We start from the raw sequence: 19,230 nt of genomic DNA on the forward strand, positions 1-19,230 counted from the left end.
AAGAGCATTATGAGCAATCCTACTGTAGTCGGTCAGATATTCGATAAGATAGAGCCTGTTACTGCTTCAGGCTTACATGGATTTTTTCAGCTTCTGGATAATCAGCCCATAGTATTTATTTTATTATCCTTAGCTTTAGGTACTTATATTGGTAATCGTAGCATCAAGAAAATCTCTTTAGGGTCAACAGCGGGTACTTTGCTTGTAGGGGTTGTGCTCTCGATGATTGCACAATCTGTTTATGGTATTACCTATGCCATACCGGGGGTTCTTTCAACCTTTATGCTGCTCCTATTTATGTATGCTTTAGGACTTAAAGTTGGACCTCAGTTTTTTTCCGGATTAAAAAAAGGTGGTTTGGCGTTCATTAGTATCGGCGTCATTGTTTGGTCACTAAACTGGGTTATCTGCTTTTTTGGGGCAAAATTTGCAGGTTTGGCACCTGGATATGCAACAGGACTTATCTCTGGTAGCTATACCATAACGGCTATACTGGGAGTGGGGCAAGGCGCTTTATCGAGCGGTGCCTATATACCACCGTCAGGAATAACAGCGGAAGAAGTTGGTGCCAATATGGCCGCTGCCTATGCCGTTAGCTATGTCTTATCTACTGTTGGTATTATTTTACTCATTCGCTATTTACCTAAGATTTTTGGTTACAACTCTGCTGAAGAGGCTAAAATCGCTGAAGTTAATTATAATGGCGGTGCTACAGATCCTTTACCTGGAGCACCTCAGGCATTAACGCTGGGTTTTTCACCGTATGATTTACGCGCCTTTTATGTGACTCACAAAAATATTCTTGGCAAAAGTATCTCAGCGTTAGTCAAAGAATATCCGCAAGCGCCTATCTTACGTTTGGTTAGAAATGGCGCGATTATAGAGTTATCAGATGATCCTATCGTTCAACTGAACGATATCGTTACTGTTAGAGCCAATATTCACGATTTAATCTTTGTAGACAATGAACTCATTGGTCCTGAAGCTGATGATCAATTGGCCCGCAATGTCCCTATAGAAGTTGCAGATATTCACATCGGCTCTCATGATATCTCAGGTCAAAAAATTCATGACCTCAGCGAGTCTGGAATAGGAGGCGTTACTGTTCAAGCTTTATTTAGAGCAGGTAATGAAATCCCACTAGGTCCTAAAACACAGATTTATTTCGGCGATGTGATTAGATTAGCAGGTCCAGATGTGGCCTTAACAGTGGCAGGGAAGCACTTGGGAGGACGAGTAATATTACCAACCATGAAGTCTGAAATAATTTATCTCGCAGTTGCGATGGTTATCGGATATTTAGTCGGTATTATAACAGTCCGAATTGTAGGTATTCCATTTGCACTAGGAACTTCAGCAGGGTGTATTCTTGCCGGGATTGCCGTTAGTTATTTTCGCAGTCGTAACCCTGAGTTTGGTGGTCCAATACATGAAGGCGCCAGAAGCTTTTTGCAAGATTTTGGTTTAAACGTTTTTGTGGCGGTTTTAGCCGCTAACGTTGGGCCTAAGGTCATTACAGCTTTACATGGCGATACTCTATTATGGTTAGCAGTAATCGGAATAGCAGGTGCGTTAATACCACCGCTCGTTGCTTTCTGGATAGGGGTGAAATTTTTTAAACTTAACTCAATTATTGCTGATGGTGCCGCAACTGGCGCTAGAAATAGTACACCTGGATTAAATGCAATTATGGAAGAGTCAAAAAGTTCAGTTGCCGCTATACCTTATCCCGTCAGTTATGCGCTTACAACCGTTTTGGCCTTGATTGGTGGTTATATTTCGATGATTTTATCTTGAGTTTTTAGGACTGAAATTAGTAGATGATGATTATTTCAAAATTCCAATATTGACAAGCTTACCTAAGAATAATAAGGGCCTGAGAAAGCTATAACTCTTATACTGAACCGTTCCGGCATTGTCGGAGCATCAATACCCTAAAGAATGAGCGTTGAAATTAACGGTTCAGTATCCTGTTTAAAAGTATGTTCAGATACCTGCTAGAATACCTTTGAAATGCTTTTATGCAAAGGTATCGTAAGTTATAATTTTGACATATTAAGTAATAAAAAAACCCCACAGCGTATAGGCTATGAGGTTTTTTTATTACTTCTGATAATATTTATTGGTGCGCCCACCAAGACTCGAACTCGGATCGATCGCTTAGGAGGCAACTGCTCTATCCTGTTGAGCTATAGGCGCATTATGGAATGACATTGTAGAAAAAACCAACCATAAAAGCAATCAACAAAATATAAATAAAGACAATTTGTGCTCATTCACCATTGCTAAGGGCATCAGCGACATTGGTTGATCCAGTTTCTGATACTTGTTGTGTACGTGATGTTGGATTAAATAGATCATTGACGCTGTTTTTATAGCCTTCAATATTATAATAATCGTATTCTTTTAAGATATCTTGTCCTGTGCTTGAGAGCAAAAAGTTGCGGAACGTAATAGCAGCCGTATTATCTGTCAAAATGACCCCTTCAAGCGTTTGCTCATCTTTTAACGCATAGCTAAAAGAATTCAGAGTGCGTGCTTCTATATTGATATTACCCTCAGCATTTTCCTCCTCTTCATCACTAAACAGACCGTATTTACTGGGCTCATCTGCATTGTTGATAGGGGCTTTACTTTGCTTGATTTTATCTTGAGTAGCTTCAAGCTCTGCTTGCAATGGTGCGAGCCTTTCTGTAGATAACCTATCATTAGCGATAATCATATCGACATCAAATATAAATTTTGACTGCTTGCTAGTATCGTTATCTACTAAAGTTAGTATGTCGCTTGCAGGGACGTAGTTTGCCACTACCTGTATGTGAGGATATCGAGACTCGAATCTAGCAATGATATCGTCTAGAGGTATCTGTAGACTCTTTGCAGCTTGCAAATATACAGCACTATCATTTAGTGAGTTTGCATCATCTTGTGTATTAGTCGCCGTTGATTCATTTTTGTTTGCCATGATTGGTAAAGGGTCTGTATTTTTGCGGTTACTGGTATATAACCAAGCAAAGATGGCAATGAAGATGACGAGTAATAGTAAAATTAGCCCAGCTAGCAGCAGTTTGTAGTCTTTCATATATAACTGCTCTTTTTTTAATTGTTTTACGTTGGGTTTACATAAAAAGTTGTGATGGATTTATAATATATTTTAGATCTTTTGGTGCAATACCTCATCCGCTAAATCTGCAAGCATATCTGCGAAAATATCTGTTTCTAAAGGTAGTGCTGTTTTTTGCTCGTTATCATCACTACTCGTTTTATTCTCTGTGTTTGATGATACAGGAGGGGAGTTTGAAGACGAAACAGATGGATTGTCTGTTGTTCTTGCAGGTGTTGTTTGATGCGCAGCTAAAGGTGACTCACCTGAGACAAGTTTGTCTGTCAGCCATTTAAAGCCATGTGCTTCCCACCATGCTTCAAAGCGTGGTAACGTGCTCCCGCGCACAGTGACTGGTAAGTTTAATGTGCGAAGCTTTTGTGCCAGTATAGGGTCGCTAATGGCTTGATGAATACTAAGATAGAGCGATTTACTATCATCAGTGTAAGGTTGCCTGTTTTGCCATGATCTATCATCAATTTTCATACGTGGCAGTTGCCACAGTTCACCGCGATAGTAAACGACGTACAAACGTCGTTTAGGGTGAACAAAAATGGCATCAATAGGGCGCAAGGGCATAATATTTCGTTATCCCGTTGATAAAAAAGGGTGAGGGTCGATAAACTAGAACATTTATTTTGACAGAAACGACGATAGTATTTTTTGATTATTACCATTCGACTGAAAACGACATTAGATGTCGCGAACCGTTATAATGCTAGCATATATACTAGTAAACCATGGCTATCAATGGCACACTAATCATCAGCGTATTTTCATCATTTTTGTGAGTCAATAACCAACGATAGCTGTCGTTATCTTTATAGTATATAAAACCGCAATATTAGCAGAAATAAATGCTGACCACGACTGCAAAATATAGATTAACCAGTGTCGTTCAGTATATCCTTACTTTCGGTTTATATACCTAGATAGTTTTTCAAATCTAAGAATGACATATTTACATGGTTATTATAACAAGTTTATTTTATCTAAATTTTTGCTAAAACGATAGATATCTCAAGACCTCTAAGCAAGATTCGTCCGTTTTGCGCTTCCATACCTCCAATCAGATTAGTGTCTATGTTTACCATTATCCAATCGCACCGCACCGAAAACCTTGTTGATCAATTGCTTGTACAATATCAGTCCAAGGATCAGCCTGTTTTTGAGCCTTTTATTGTCATTGTGCCCTCAATGGTATTAGGTGACTGGTTGGATAAAACCATTGCCAGTCGCGCCGGTATTAGTACATTGGTGCGGACTAAGTTTTGGGGTCAGTATCAATGGACATTGATGCAAGATGTGCTAACTCGCCATAATGCATATTTACTAACGCAAAACCCTGAAGCGCAAACTCTGAATGTGCCTGAAGTGGCGGTGTTGTCGCCAACGGTGATGCAATGGCGATTGTTTGGATATTTGACTTACTATCAAGAGTCGATTGTTGCAGATGAAAAACATCCGGTTCATCCATTACTGGCGTCTTTGATTGATGAACCGCAGGCAGGTGCTCAGCAAGATAACGTGCTAAAAGATAATGTGCGACAGGATAAGGCGCAACAAGATGCCCGTATTTGGCAGCTGGCTAGCGATTTGGCGAGGGTGTTTAACCGCTATTTGACCCATCGTGAAGATTGGCTAGCATTATGGTCGAACAACGAGCCGTTGAACGTAGGTGAGTTGATAGCAGATAAAGATGCATTGTCACTGCGCTTTGATAAATATGCGCGTGGCACGCCTGAGTGGTTGGTCGAGCATTATGTTGAGTTGGAAGTTGCCCAAAGATTCTTGTGGTCGAATTTATTCGCTGATGTTCATCTACACCGTGTGGCACTTGAGCGTGCGTTCTGGTCGGCCTTAAAAAATAACAAGGCAAATGAGCGTGACCAGTTGCCAACCATACTACGTATTTTTACCATCCAGCAACTGCCACAGACCGAGCTCGACTTTCTACAGCGCTTATCGCAATACATGAATATCACGCTATTACATTACAATCCATCAAAGCTGTTTTGGGCAGATATCGTTGATAAGTCATGGTTACAACGCCAGCAGATTATTAATCCCGAAAGCGTGTTTTTGCGTGATTACGGCCACAGCTTGCTGTCGCGCTTGGGTAAGCAGTCGCGTGATGCTTTTGCCATGCTTGCCAACTTGTCGGGCAATGAGCAGTACGACGATGCACTGGTTGAATGGCAAGATAATTTCGATGATACGCTGAGCATTGATTTTAATGGTGAGTTTGCTGCTGAGTATATCGATGATGCTAGTAGCGCTCAGAATAGTCCAAGTTTGTTAAAGCGTTTACAGAACGATGTGCTGATGCTTGATGAGCAATCGACCCAGCAAGCAACGGCTGCTACAGTCTCGCAAGCAGTGAGCAAGCAACTAGAGTCGAGCTTTGATGAAGAAAAGCCAGCAACGGCTTGGTATGAAGATGAAGCGTTAGAGAATAAGCGCTTTGAGATAGACCGTTTTTGGGCAATATCTTCTCAAGATAATAGCCTAAGCATTCATTCGTGTCATAGTTTGCAGCGCCAGCTTGAAGTGTTGCGTATCATGATTGGTCATTGGCTAAATGAACCTATCAAACTTGGTGAAAAGAAACGCCATATATCTGACATTGTTGTACTGCTACCCGATGTTGAACGTCATCATGCACTGATTGGCTCTATTTTCGTCAATGGTAAAGGTCAGGATGGTTTGACCTTGCCTGCCAAGGTAACTGGTGTTGTCGATGCAGATATTCGCCAGTTATGGGAAGCCATTATTGGTTTTTACAAACTATTGGGTAGTCATAGTGCCCGTTTTGAAGCTGCTGAAGTCTTAGACTGGCTCATGTTACCGCCTTTATTTGAAAGCTTTGGACTGACTCATGAGCAAATGAGCCGTGGTTGTGACTTGTTGGTAGAGGCGGGCTTTATTCGCGGTTTTGACGAGCTGCATCTTAAGCAAACGTTGGACAGTAATGATTACGACTATCGCTTTAGCTTTGCGCAAGCATTAGACAGATTGACCTTAGGTCTGGTCATGCCAGAGGCTGAGTTGAGCGACTGCTTGTATCCTTTAGATGAGGATGAATGGCCAAGCACTGCGTTGCCAGAAATGACATTACCGCTACCACAAGTGAGCCTAAATGATGCGCTGATTGTTGAAGCGCTTTGCCGTATTTACACTGGCTTGGTCGCACGTCGTGATGACCATACACAAAAAATGAAAGCGGAAGACTGGCTCGATCAGATTGAGACACAAGTTATCCATCGCTACTTTGGCGATGTGGACCAAACGCGTACCATGCGCGCCATTTACAACGCGATGAATGGTTTTAAATCTAGCTTACGGGCCAATCGTCACTATAGACAGTACGCTAGTGGTGATATCGACAACAGAGAAGTGGAGCAGAGGCTGGCAGGTGTGGAACAATTGCCGCTCAAGCTGAGCTTTATGCTAGACAGTATCGAAGCGGAGCTAGAGAGTCAGCAGGTCAGTGCTGAGCCAACTGGGGTAATTACCTTTGGTCGGTTTGGTGCATTAAGAAATGTGCCGTTTGAGTTGGTGGTTATGCTCAATATGGATCTCTCTGAGTTTCCGGGGCGTGACCGTGATAACCGCTATGATTTGATGAAAGCGACCAATGCACGCCGCGGTGACAGAGTCAGTGAAGATGATGACAACGGCGCATTTTTAGATGCGCTATTGTGTGCGCGCAGTGCTTGCTGGATGTTCTATAACGGTCAAAGCTTGACGGACACCCACGAGCATCTGCCAGCCAACCCAGTGAGTGAGCTATTACAGTTCTTGCAAGGCGAGGTGCAATGGCAGGTGAACTCTCTGGAGACATTACCTGAGAATATTGATCCCACCACCGAGAGTCTCAAGCGCTATTTGCCTAAACTGATTAAGCAGTGGCTAGTGACTGAGCATCCTGCATTGCCTTTTCATGAGAGTCTGTTTGAGACAGAAATGGAAGGCGCTGATGTTTTTGAGCAAGCGTCTTCTGATATTGATGCTAATGCCAACGTTAATGCCAATATTAATATCAATGCTCAGGATGCTAGCCCTGTCGATATGATTGATGAGCTGGATACTTTATTAAATACAGCCATGCGCAAAACCAAACTGGCTCAGAAAAAACAGTTTCCGCCTGCGCCGCTTTGGCAAGCGGTGTTTGACACATTGAAGGGGCGAGTATCTAGTGAGCCTATGCAACTGGTCGGCTTACCTACAAAAGCACAGTATGAGTCAATCGCTCAGGTGCTGGGTCAAGGCTTGGGACAACTAGGTAAAGTAGACAATCAAACCTTGTCTGCATTGGTCGAACTATTGGCGCTAGATACAGCTGTTGATGCTAACGATGTCAATAACATGACAGAGGCGCTCATCCAAGTGTTATCTGATAGCGTATTTAACATTGGAGAGATTGATATTGAAGGAGTGTTGGCTTACCAAGTGCGCCATCCTGCCAAAGCGTTCTTACGGTCTCAAAAGGTACATGTGGTACAAGGTGAAGAAGCGCTGTCGCAGCAAGAGCCGCTATTTCTAAACAGTTTAACCACCTATAAAATAAAAGATCATTTGATTAAACAGTTGGTTACTGATGAGAATAAGAAAAACGATAGTAATGCAGTGGCTGAGACCACCACTCCAATCCTAATGTATCAAAAAATTATGCCCGCTGGTGTCGCTCGCCAAACCACGTTACCCAATCAACAAAAGAAACTGCAACAACAATGCTTGGAATTTAAAGAGCAGTTAATTGCTAATGGCTTTGATGAGAGCAGTATTCTCAACGAGAGTGGAGCAGATGGCGCTACAGTCTTACACCTATTGACGCCAACCGCCGAGCATCCTGTTCAGGTAGAGCTAAAAAGTATATTGAGTAAGATGGATAATGATTCAAGCAATCAGACGAATATAGAGGGTATAAAAACACTGCTTAAGCTGTTGCCAAAATCCATTAAGATTAAAGGCTCAGTACCAATATTAGCACCAATATCAGTTATTCAGGCGGGTGTACCTTATGCTCAGCAATCCCCCAAGCAATGGTTAAATATACTGCCCAATTCTGCTAGCCCTAGGCATTTGCTCAAGTTTTGGTTGTCACATTTGTATTGGCAAGTGGCTAGACGTACCACTGCCGAGCAAGTGGCATTAAATGATGGCGTAAGTATTTGGCGCTTCAATAAGGCCAGCTCACAAGTTGGTAACTATAAAGATGTAATCGCATTTAAACTAAGCCCAATTATCTATGAAGACGCTGTGATTGAGTTGATAAAATGGGCGTTTTTTGGCAAGTTAACGGGTCAAGTGCCTATTACATTACTGCCAGAATATGCACTTAATTACCTTGATAAGTATCTAAAGCCTGAAGAAGGTGACGGCAACAGCTACTGGCCAAAACGTGCCGACTTCTCGGACTGGTTAAGACCTAACTACAATTCAGACACGGTATATGATACTTGTTCGCAGCATGCCATTTGGCAATACGTACTGCGTGATCAAGATTCATTCAAAGCGCTATCAGCAGCTCTGACTACATTAGCGCAGCCACTGTATGAGCCGATGTTTAATGCGTTAACTAACTTAGATAGTTAGCCAGTTATTTAGAATCTTTCTTTTTGTTCTCTTGCTCTAATAAATAATAATTAAAAGTATGCGCCTATATGACAGACTTTACCGACCCAACCAGTACCATTGACTTGTCTACACAACCGAATTTATTTGATGAATATTCAGATGAGCTGACTTTATCTGCTGTGCCTGAACGTAAAAATGATGTTATACCGGCAGTTGATGTTGATCTGACAGGTAAACACCTGATTGAAGCCTCAGCGGGTACGGGCAAAACTTGGACGTTGACCGGTATTGTACTACGCCTACTGATCGAAGCGCGACGTGCGCCAGAGCAGGTCATTGCCACGACCTTTACTCGAGCTGCCGCTGCCGAAATGCGTCAGCGTATCCATGATCGTTTGGTGGATTTCTATCAGTTATTACAATGGGTCAATAGCCTAAGTGCTGATACTGGCAATAAAGAGAATCTCTATCCCAATATACTACAGGTCATGCCTGAGGGTAATAAAGATACAAAAGCAGGCAATAATTCAGACGTAGACGCAAACGTTGAAACCGATATTGACGAGTTAAATCAAGACCTTGCTACTGATAAGGAAGTGGCGGCTGAGCAACGTAAACAAGCAAAAAAAGACCGCGAAGATTGGTTGGTTAATCAGGCCAAATATGTGCGCTTAGATGGCATCATGCAAGATCCTATCAACTTGCATCTCGTCGGCTATTTGCTAGATCACGTGTACAGTTACCCAATGGCCGAAGCTATCAGGCGTACTGCATTGGTACTAACCACCCTAGATAAGCTATTTGTAGGTACGCTCGATAGCTTGGCGCAAAAATGGCTGACGGAGTACAGCAGCGAGACTGGTCACCAGCAGGGTATGGGGATTATTGAAGACAGCAGTATTGAGCAGGTGACTGACAGTATTATCCATGATGAGCTGCGTCAGTTTCAGAGCCGCTTATACTATGAGCAGCCTAAACTCTATGCGCTAATGGATCAGCAAGGCAAGCTTTCTGCAGTGGGCGATCATAAAAAATATGTAACGCGCTCGCTTAATTTTATCTCTGCGCCGATTGATGAGATAAGACTTGAGAAAAGCTTTGACTTTGATGCCTATGAAAAGCTAATCAACGAGTTTTCTCAGTTAGATTTAGCAGATATCCAGCCTTACTTAAATCCTGACTATAGAAAGTCTCAAGGTTTCAATGGACGTTCTAACTTATTTAAACAGTTTGATGCCATTATCGAGGTGCATCAAAAGATATCGCAGTATCATCTGACATTTAATAGCTATTTGAATGAGAGCGAGAATAAGATTCTGACATCATTGCAGGATTCTAGATATCCCGATGAAGATGGCAAAATTAAGAACTTCAATAAGAATAAAGAAAAAGAGCATCAGACGCTTTTTGAGTTAGAGACCATTGGTAAGTTGATGGCTATCTTAGACATGCTTGATAGTTTAAACCAGCATATTTTGTTGGTATTGGCCGATCTTAACCGTCATATTGTGCTGGCTGTGCGTAATAGACTGCCAGTTATTTTAGAAGAGCGTGGTGAGACGACTTTTAGCCTGCAGATGGTACGCTTAAACCAAGCATTAACTGGTCGCCAAGGGGACAAGCTGGCGCGTTATATTCGTCATCACTATCCTGTGGCATTGATTGACGAGTCGCAAGATATCAATGGCGAACAAGCCATTATGATTGAAAGCATCTATTTGCCAAAGAATAAGCGTAAACAGTCGGACAGTGATAAGCAGGCAACCACTAAGAAAGCAAATCATGAGTTTCTGTTATTGGTTGGTGATCCGAAACAGGCTATTTATGGGTTTCGTGGTGGCGATGTGTCCAACTATAACTATATGAAAGCCCAATTTGATAAAAGTGCTCTTTGGACGCTTGATATCAATCGCCGTTCGAATGCCGGTGTGATTAACGCATTGAACTGCTGGTTTGGCATGGCTGATGCCACAACTGCTGAGAATAAGCTGTCGCAACTGGGTACTGGGATTCACTACCAACATATCAAAGCAGCAAAACCGGAATATGGGCTGTCTTGGTTTAATGAGTCAGATAGGCTGGATAACGTATTGGTGACAGAAGTGCTTTCTGCTCAGCCAGTGAGCTTGTTGCACCTGCCTTATGACAAGGACAAAGAGTTTGATTACGATGAGCATGAAATAACAGCTCGCCATATAGCCACTTTGCTTAATAGTGGTCAGACACTTAAAGGTAAGCCGATACAGCCCAGTGATATTGGGGTGCTGGCACGTGCCAAAAAAGATCTGAAAAGGGTCGAAGATGAGCTGGTAAAACTTAATGTGCCGACCTTGACTACCAGTGATGTCAGCATCTTTGAGACTATTATGGCAGAAGATGTGGCGGCGCTACTAAGTGCCATGCTATACCCGTATCGTCATGACATGATTAATCGGGTGTTGACCAGTCATCTATATGGACTGAGTATTAAAAACATCAAAGCCATGATGACGGACCATGAGTCAGGCATTACTGAGGGCAGCAGTACAACAAGCTTCCATTCACAAAACTCTAATTCGAAAGACCTCCCAGCCAATGAAGCTACTGATAATAAAAAGAGCTATCAAGATTTTATTACCTATTTAAAAGAAGGTGCACAGCGTTGGCAGCACTTTGGCATATTATCAGCGCTACATTATTTATTAGATAAAAGCTCTGTGCAGCCGCAAGGCGTTTGGCAGGCCCTAGCTGCACATCCAGAAGGTGACCGTCATATTATGGACTTGCGTCATGTGATGGATATTTTGGCGCAGTATGGTCTAGGCATGGGTGAATATGAGCTACTAGCTTGGTTCAGGCAGCATATAGATGCAGCGCCTAATAGTGATTGGGCTAAGCAATATCCGCTACCGACAGAGTCTGGTGTGCAGCTAATGACCATTCATAAGTCAAAGGGGCTTGAGTTCCCTATTGTCTATGTATTGGGAATGGGTGATGCCAGTAGGAAGTCTGGCAACAAAGAAGACTATGGGCTGTATTTATACAACGCGCAACAAGCGCCCTCAACGTTAGTGCAGCAGTCGCCAGATAGTCAATCGACGGGAAATCAGCGCCGCTTCTCACCACTGCAAGGCTCTGCTACTGTCGAGGATTATTATACTGATATCGAAACACAAGAAGGTTTTGATGAGATAAGACGGCTTGGTTATGTGGCATTTACTCGGGCCAGTGAGCAGCTTTATGTGGTGCTGCGAGATCCGAGTAACAAGACAGGGTTTGAGTTAAAGCCAGTGTTTTATTGGTTTGAATCGCCAGAAGCAAAGTTCGAGCTACCTGATAGGCTCAAAGGCATTGTAGGCATGCTCAGAGGGCATAAGATTAATGAGTTCTATGACAATAATTACGTAAACAATGATGCCAACTCAGCAGGTATAAATGACAATGTTCAGATGGCTGCTATCAAGTCAAATGCTCATAATCCTACAACAGAGGCTATTGAGTACGCGCCATTTGCTGAGGTAATGAAAACCAATTATTTCTATGGTTGGGCTAAGACCAGCTTTACCGCTTTGGCACGTCAGCTAGATGAATCTACACAAGCAATGGCGATAGTGGATGAGCGTATTGACGATGCGATAGACATTGATATGACAGAGTCTTCTGTTTCAGACCTCTCTTCACTGAATAGCAAAGATTCTCTCGAACAAGACAGTGAACTAAGCCTCAAGTTAGAAGATGATATCCGCTTTACCTTCGTAAAAGGTGCCAATGCTGGTACGTTTTTGCATGAGATATTTGAACAAATTGATTTCACTAATAAAGCCCAGTGGCCTCAGGTTATTGATAGAGCGATTAGTAGCTATCAGTTGCCGCTTATATATAGCAGTGCTGAACAACAGAGCCGCAGATCACAAGTCAAGAAACAAAGAAATAGCGATGGGTTTGATCTTGAGTCAATAGATACAGCGAAGCATGAGGCATTAATCAATTGGATTGAAGAAGTGTTACATGCGCCGCTATTATCTTCTAATCAATCCTTGATTTCTCTTGATAAAGGTAAGCGATTTGCTGAGTTAGAGTTCAATATGGGGTTGTCAGAGAACTTCAAAGCCCAGGATATCAGTAGGCTTTTTCAACAGTATTTACCTGATGAAATAGATAAGCATGTCACTCTAGTTCCGCAAAATAAAGCACATCTATATCGTTATCTGCGTGGTGAGATTGACTTAGTGTATGAGCATGCTGGCAAGTATTATGTGGTCGATTATAAAAGCAACTTTTTAGGAAACAGCCTAAGCGATTATAATGAGAATACGCTCAAACAAGCAATGTCTAAGGCGGGGTATTGGCTACAAGCAGCGATTTATCAAGTGGCTTTACATCGGTTCCTTGCGATGAGAATCAGTGATTATACGGGTAACGAAGATAAGTACCTAGGCGCTGTAGAGTATGTGTTTTTACGCGGCGTGTATGATCCAAATGCTAAAATCGTTGACACTACCTCTCAAGATAATAATAAACCTAGCAGTAACAACTCAGAGAAACATGGCTGCTATGGATTGGTCACTTGGGATATTCCCATCGACTTTGTTAAAGGTTTAGACGCACTATTTGGCACGCCAGATTAATAAACTTTATATGACAATTAGATGGGCAAAAATTGTTATAACATTTAATCAGATCAAAAAGAGACAAGCACACGATGAGTAATAATAACAACAAGAGCAAGTCAGCCATTAGCTTACAAGAGAGTTGGGCCAGTAATCTCAGTGATTATATTTTGCTACGTCGTCAGCAAACGCATGTAGCGTATAACGTGACAGATATAAAGGTAGAGGCTGAGAGTAAGCATATCGGTAAGACAGAGGATAACGGCTTATTTACGGCTCTATTCGTTATGTTGGCCACTCATTTGGATGAGGGTCATACCGTATTGACCATTGAGGCAGCTGAGCATGACACGCTGCTACACGGTCAAATCAATGGTGAGTTGATCGCACTATATGCGTGGCAGCAAAACTTGCTAGAGATGATGGCAACGCCAATACTCGCATTGATGGACGCTCAAATACACACGCCATCAGAAGACGACCCTTCAATTGAGTCACCATTATTTGGCGCATTAGATGCTTTGTTTAGTAAACGAGCTCAGTTATGGACGCAGCTAGCACTTAGCAACCATGAAAGAGAAATGATGGTCAAACGGTTTGATACGATAGTTATGTTATATCAGCGCCTGAAAAATACGGACTTAACGACTTTCCTTCAGTCAATTCACGAGCATGAGTTATTTTCTGACGTCAATATAGATAATAGTAATATTAAAAATAGCCTAAGCAAAAAAAAACCTATTATATACCAGATACAGGAAATCGAAACAGGTAACGAGACAAAAATATCGATCACCTTTTGGTTGCACCGTGCTTGGCAAGCAGAGTTTAATTTAGCAAAAAATATCAGCAATATCTTAAATCAGCAAGTAAGCCCTTTACAGATAGCAATGCCTGAAAACCTTCATGAACACCAAGTAAAGGCGATCAATGTCGCTAATAATAATGCGTTTAGTATTATTACTGGTGGCCCAGGCACAGGTAAAACATATACAGTCGCTCAGTTAGTCATTGCGTTGCAACAGGCGACAGAGAGTAGGGGCGATGATCTTGAGAACATTAGATTCAGTACGGACAGTGCCAGTCTGGCATTGGCAGCACCGACCGGTAAGGCTGCTCAGAGAATGCAGGAGTCTCTGCAGGCGGCTCTAGACGCGGCGAATGTTGAGCTACAGTTGCAAGAAGCAAAAACCATTCATCGCTTGTTAGGTATTGGGCGGACAGGCAGGCCGCGTTACAATGCTGATAACCCACTAGGGGAAGATATCATCATCGTTGATGAAGCATCCATGCTTGGGGTAGAGTTGGCCAATTATCTTGTGAGTGCGGTAAAACCGGGTGCAAGGCTGATACTATTAGGCGATGCGAATCAGTTAGCAGCGGTAGATGCAGGGGCTGTACTGGCTGATCTCTGTCGTATTTCACGACTACAAGCCATTCATGCAGAACTAACCGAAAGCCGGCGATTTAGCGCAGAGTCGGGAATAGGAAAGCTTGCCTCTCAAATTAATAAAGTAGAGGTAGATACACAAGCCATTTGGAAGTTGTTAAGACAAGATGAAGCGTTGAGCTTTCAATATGTCAATACGCTGCAAACGGAGTCTATATTAAATGATAAAAAAGAAAATAGCCTAAGCAATAAAAATTTATTAATAAAAATCAGCAAAAATTACCATCCATACGTGAATAAGGTTCAAAATTTACTAAAAAATCCAATAGAAAAATCCATGCCAGAATCAGTAAAAAATACTATAGCGCTATTAATGGCAATATTTAACCGATTTAGAGTCTTAAGTGCTGGCCATAATGGCGAATGGGGTGATCATTATATTAATAATTATCTCACTCAGTGGCATCTTGCTGAGCTAAAGCTACCATTAGGTCAAAATACATGGTTCCATGGTAGACCTGTTATGATTCTACAAAACAATTATGAACTGGGCTTGTTTAATGGTGATATTGGTTTTTGCTTGCAGACTAGCGATGATAGAAGCCGACTAGAAGTGTTTTTTGAGAATAAAACACAAGGGATTGCGGTCAACTTGCTAAATGAAGAGGTGATTGCCACTGCATATGCGATGACCATTCATAAATCACAAGGATCTGAGTTTGACCATGTGGCCGTTACTTTTGATAATAGTCATGCAAGACTACTGAGTAAGGAGCTTATCTATACAGCTGTGACTCGTGCTAAGAAACAAGTGACCATTTATAGTACCAAGCCGGCTTTCGAACGCGCTGTCAAAACACCAACTGAGCGCCATACAGGTTTGGCATTACAGTTTTAGTCGCTATCGTGAACTGACTTTATTCATGACACAATACTCATGGCACAATAAAAAAGCATCCAAATTGGATGCTTTTTTAGGATTTAAATGCTTTCAGATACTTAAATATAGGGCTTAAACTTTGTCTTCTTTGATAGCGTAAATGCCTGGTAAGTGACGTAAGTAGCCGTGGAAATCCATACCACAGCCATAGACGTAACGGTCAGCGACATTGATGCCAACAAAATCAACGTCAAACCCTTCTACTTTACGATCGTGTTCTTTGTTGAGCAAAACACATGATTCCAGTGATAAAGGCTTTTCTTTGCTTAATTCTTCGACGACTGTTTTTAAGGTAATACCTTCGTCAAAAATATCATCAATCAGTAATACGTGCTCACCCTCGATGCTAACATCAGGTTTGTATTTCCAATCTAACTCATTGGTACCTTCGTTATCGCGATAACGTGTCGCATGGATATAATGCATGCGATGGTAGAAGGTTAGGTGAGTCAATAACTGGCCCGCTGGGATAAGTCCGCCATTCATAACGACCATGACGATTGGGTTTAGACCAGCATAATGCAGGTTAAGTTGAGCAGCAAGACGTTCGTAAGCAGCAGCAACTTCGATACTGCTGATAAGGCACTCTGAGTTGCGTAATGTTTTTTCGATTTCTTGGTTACTGATTTGGGTCATCGGATGCGCCTTCGGTAAAAAGTGCCGCTTATTTTAGCAAATTTTAGTGAAATTTCCCAATAGCATATGACTTTTGGGGCAAATTTAATCTAATACTAGGTCTTATTCTGGTTTTTCTACGATAAAAGGGCGATAGTAGTTCGCTAAACGATTTAATGAGCTATCAGGTAGGTCAGGCAATAGCTTATTCAGTGCCATACTCATACCTTTATCAATGGCAGCTTTAGCGACTGGTACTGATTTGCGTTTAATCATCCCCAACTTTAAAGTTTCAGCATAGTTACTAATGAAATGCGTCAATGTTTGGTTATTCATTGTTTCAAGTGCTGTTTTAAACGCTTTTACATCTACATGATCAGGGGTGATGGCAGAAAAACCTTTATTAATAATTTGGCCATCTACCTCAGATAACTTAAAACCTACTCGTGTTATCCCATCATTATCAATAAAAGTTGCTCTATCTCTCAAAAAATGAAAGCTAGGGAGTACTTCTTCGTTATTCTCTTTACCGAGTAAGATATTAAGCAGTGTGTCTGCCGTTTTTTCAACGGTAACAACTATCTTCTGCATAGAGGCTTTGCGTTCAGGGTTTGGTGTAATCTCAACCAGCCCGACCAATAGATTGTCGATCAAATCACGTGCCGTTTGATGGGTGAGTGCATCACGATAAGGATAGTAGTCTACGGCCTCATTGGACGCAATTACTTGTTCAGCGTCAACGATTATAGCTTTTAGTTTATCTGAAGGTATGAACCCAAAATAGTGCGCCATGATGCTTCCTTTATTCGCTGTTTTGATGATTGGCTAATGTTATATTTATCGTTAAATAAGTGCTGTTTTTACAGGACACTTGTTTAAACCTGTACCGAGTATTTACTTAAAATTTATCACAATACATCTCATTTAGTGACTTTTGATAATTGTATAGTCTAGGTTTTTTAGCTAGTAATCATATTAAAATATCGCTATTATTCTGCTACAACGGGGTGGGCCGCTCGCGGCACACTAATTTATCATATTTTAAATATTTTGATTTAAAAAGCTTGAACTCATAAGGCTATCTGCCACTTGTCTAGGGAGAGATAAGATGAATAGTGCTATTGTACTACTATTTGGCGTCGCCGCCATGCTCTGCGGTTACGTGTTTTATTCAAAGTTTATCGCTACAAAAATTCTAGCACTGGACGACAGTCGTCCCACGCCAGCTCATACTATGAAAGATGGTATAGATTATGTCCCCACCAATAAATATGTATTGTGGGGACATCATTTTACCTCAGTCGCAGGGGCAGCACCGATTATTGGTCCTGCTATCGCTGTAATATGGGGTTGGTTGCCTGCCATCATTTGGATTGTGTTCGGCACAATTTTTATGGCGGGCGTACATGATATGTCGGCTATTTGGGCAAGTATGCGTAATAGAGGCCAGTCAATTGGTTCTATCGCTGGTACCGTTATGGGTACCCGTGTGCGCAGTCTGATGATGATCGTCATCTTCTTGTTATTGCTGATGGTCAATGCTGTATTTGGCGTTGCTATCGCTAACATGATGATCAAGACTCCATCTGCTGTCTTGCCAGTTTGGGGCGCTTTAGTCGTTGCCTTTATAATTGGCCAGTGTATTTATCGCTACAATATGAATTTGGTTTGGGTATCAATTATCGGAGTAAGTGCGTTATACGGACTTATCTATCTTGGCCCTATGTTCCCTATTGTATTGCCTGAGACTATTTTCGGGTTGCCTGATAATGCAGTATGGATTCTTATTTTATTTGCCTATGCAGCGGTTGCTTCGCTATTGCCTGTATGGATGCTATTACAACCACGTGATTATATTAATGGTTTACAGTTATTTGTCGGTTTGATTTTATTATACGCTGCGATTTTTATCGCGACGCCTGATATTGTCGCGCCAGCTATTAATACATCATTACCAATGGACACACCTTCACTGATGCCGTTGTTGTTTGTCACGATTGCTTGTGGTGCTATTTCAGGGTTCCATGGTTTGGTCGCGACAGGTACGACTTCTAAGCAGATTGATAAAGAAGGAGACGTCCGTTTCGTTGGTTACTTCGGTGCATTGGGTGAAGGTATGCTCGCACTGGGTGCCGTTTTGGCCGCAACCGCAGGTTTTGCTACGCTTGGTGATTGGGAAGCAGTTTACCAAAAATTCGGCGACGGTTCGATTGGTGCCTTTATTGATGGTGGTGCAACCATCTTGAATGCTGGTGTTGGTATTGATATGGTGCTATCACAGACCATGCTTACGGTAATGGCTGCATTGTTTGCAGGTACTACGATGGATACTGGTGTACGTCTGCAACGTTATATCTTCCAAGAATTTGGTGAGATTTATAAATTGCCTGTACTTAGTAAAAGTATTGTCGCAACATTGCTCGCAGTCGGAACTTGTCTATTATTAGCATTTGGTGCTGGTGGTATTGATGGTGCTGGTGGTATGGTTATCTGGCCACTATTTGGTACAACCAATCAGTTAATGGCTGCCTTAACCTTAATGATCGTAACGGTTATCTTGTTACGTAAAGGCAAACCTGTCTGGTTTACCTTAGCGCCGTTGTCGTTCCTATTGGTCATGACCGTATTCGCACTATTGATTCAGCTTAAAACTTTTTTCACGGATGGAAATTGGCTGCTTATCATTATGGACATCATCATTTTGATAGCGACTATTCTAGTCACGTTTGAGAGTCTATCTGTATTGCGCAAAGAATGGTCGTTACATAAAGGTAAAGGCAAAATCGAAGATGATGCCTAATATCTGATACCTAATAAGTGTCAATCATTTAAGTGCCATCGAGTATTTAATTAATAGGCCAGTACATATATTGTAAAAAATAAAAAACGCTAGCAGCCATTGCTGGCGTTTTTTGTATCAAATAGGCATGATAGATAACAAGACGTAGGAGATGAAAAGTTATGGACGATACCAATATGTCAAATAATGCTAAACCAAGCGATACCATATCGA

9 protein-coding genes and 1 tRNA gene are annotated in these 19,230 nt (G+C 41.8%); 5 read left to right on the plus strand and 5 right to left on the minus strand.

What is annotated here, in order from left to right; all coding sequences use genetic code 11:
- Positions 1-9 precede the first annotated feature (9 nt).
- On the plus strand, positions 10-1,797 hold the full coding sequence (locus tag I6E61_RS03525; protein ID WP_197129873.1) for an aspartate:alanine exchanger family transporter: 1,788 nt from the start codon (positions 10-12) through the stop codon (positions 1,795-1,797).
- Between the two features lie 326 nt (positions 1,798-2,123).
- Here I6E61_RS03525 and I6E61_RS03530 read toward each other — a convergent pair.
- The 3 genes from I6E61_RS03530 to I6E61_RS03540 all read right to left on the minus strand — a co-directional run bounded on the left by I6E61_RS03530 (position 2,124) and on the right by I6E61_RS03540 (position 3,682).
- Positions 2,124-2,199 (minus strand) — tRNA-Arg (locus I6E61_RS03530).
- Between the two features lie 73 nt (positions 2,200-2,272).
- Complete coding sequence (locus tag I6E61_RS03535; RefSeq protein ID WP_197129876.1) at positions 2,273-3,082, minus strand: hypothetical protein; 810 nt, start codon at positions 3,080-3,082, stop codon at positions 2,273-2,275.
- 72 nt (positions 3,083-3,154) lie between these two features.
- Positions 3,155-3,682, minus strand: a complete 528-nt coding sequence (locus tag I6E61_RS03540) for a hypothetical protein (RefSeq protein ID WP_197129879.1) — start codon at positions 3,680-3,682, stop codon at positions 3,155-3,157.
- A 504-nt stretch (positions 3,683-4,186) separates the two neighbouring features.
- Here I6E61_RS03540 and I6E61_RS03545 point away from each other — a divergent pair.
- The 3 genes from I6E61_RS03545 to recD all read left to right on the plus strand — a co-directional run bounded on the left by I6E61_RS03545 (position 4,187) and on the right by recD (position 15,560).
- Entirely contained in the window at positions 4,187-8,701 is a 4,515-nt protein-coding gene (locus tag I6E61_RS03545) for an exodeoxyribonuclease V subunit gamma (protein ID WP_197129919.1), read from the plus strand.
- 68 nt (positions 8,702-8,769) lie between these two features.
- Entirely contained in the window at positions 8,770-13,290 is a 4,521-nt protein-coding gene (locus tag I6E61_RS03550; RefSeq protein ID WP_197129922.1) for an exodeoxyribonuclease V subunit beta, read from the plus strand.
- A gap of 74 nt (positions 13,291-13,364) precedes the next feature.
- Entirely contained in the window at positions 13,365-15,560 is a 2,196-nt protein-coding gene (recD, locus tag I6E61_RS03555) for an exodeoxyribonuclease V subunit alpha (protein ID WP_197129925.1), read from the plus strand.
- A gap of 114 nt (positions 15,561-15,674) precedes the next feature.
- Here the strand turns inward: recD and I6E61_RS03560 are convergent, their stop codons facing one another.
- Both I6E61_RS03560 and I6E61_RS03565 read right to left on the minus strand, forming a co-directional pair.
- Positions 15,675-16,238: a hypoxanthine-guanine phosphoribosyltransferase gene (locus I6E61_RS03560; protein ID WP_194196491.1), complete on the minus strand. Its 564-nt coding sequence runs from the start codon at positions 16,236-16,238 to the stop codon at positions 15,675-15,677.
- 102 nt (positions 16,239-16,340) lie between these two features.
- A complete protein-coding gene (locus tag I6E61_RS03565; protein WP_197129928.1) occupies positions 16,341-17,009 on the minus strand; it encodes a hypothetical protein in 669 nt (222 codons plus the stop codon).
- A 316-nt stretch (positions 17,010-17,325) separates the two neighbouring features.
- Here I6E61_RS03565 and I6E61_RS03570 point away from each other — a divergent pair, with 316 nt between their 5' ends.
- Complete coding sequence (locus tag I6E61_RS03570) at positions 17,326-19,017, plus strand: carbon starvation protein A (protein ID WP_197129930.1); 1,692 nt, start codon at positions 17,326-17,328, stop codon at positions 19,015-19,017.
- Positions 19,018-19,230 lie beyond the last annotated feature (213 nt).

Source organism: Psychrobacter sp. NZS113, from assembly GCF_015864825.1.
Lineage (GTDB): Bacteria > Pseudomonadota > Gammaproteobacteria > Pseudomonadales > Moraxellaceae > Psychrobacter.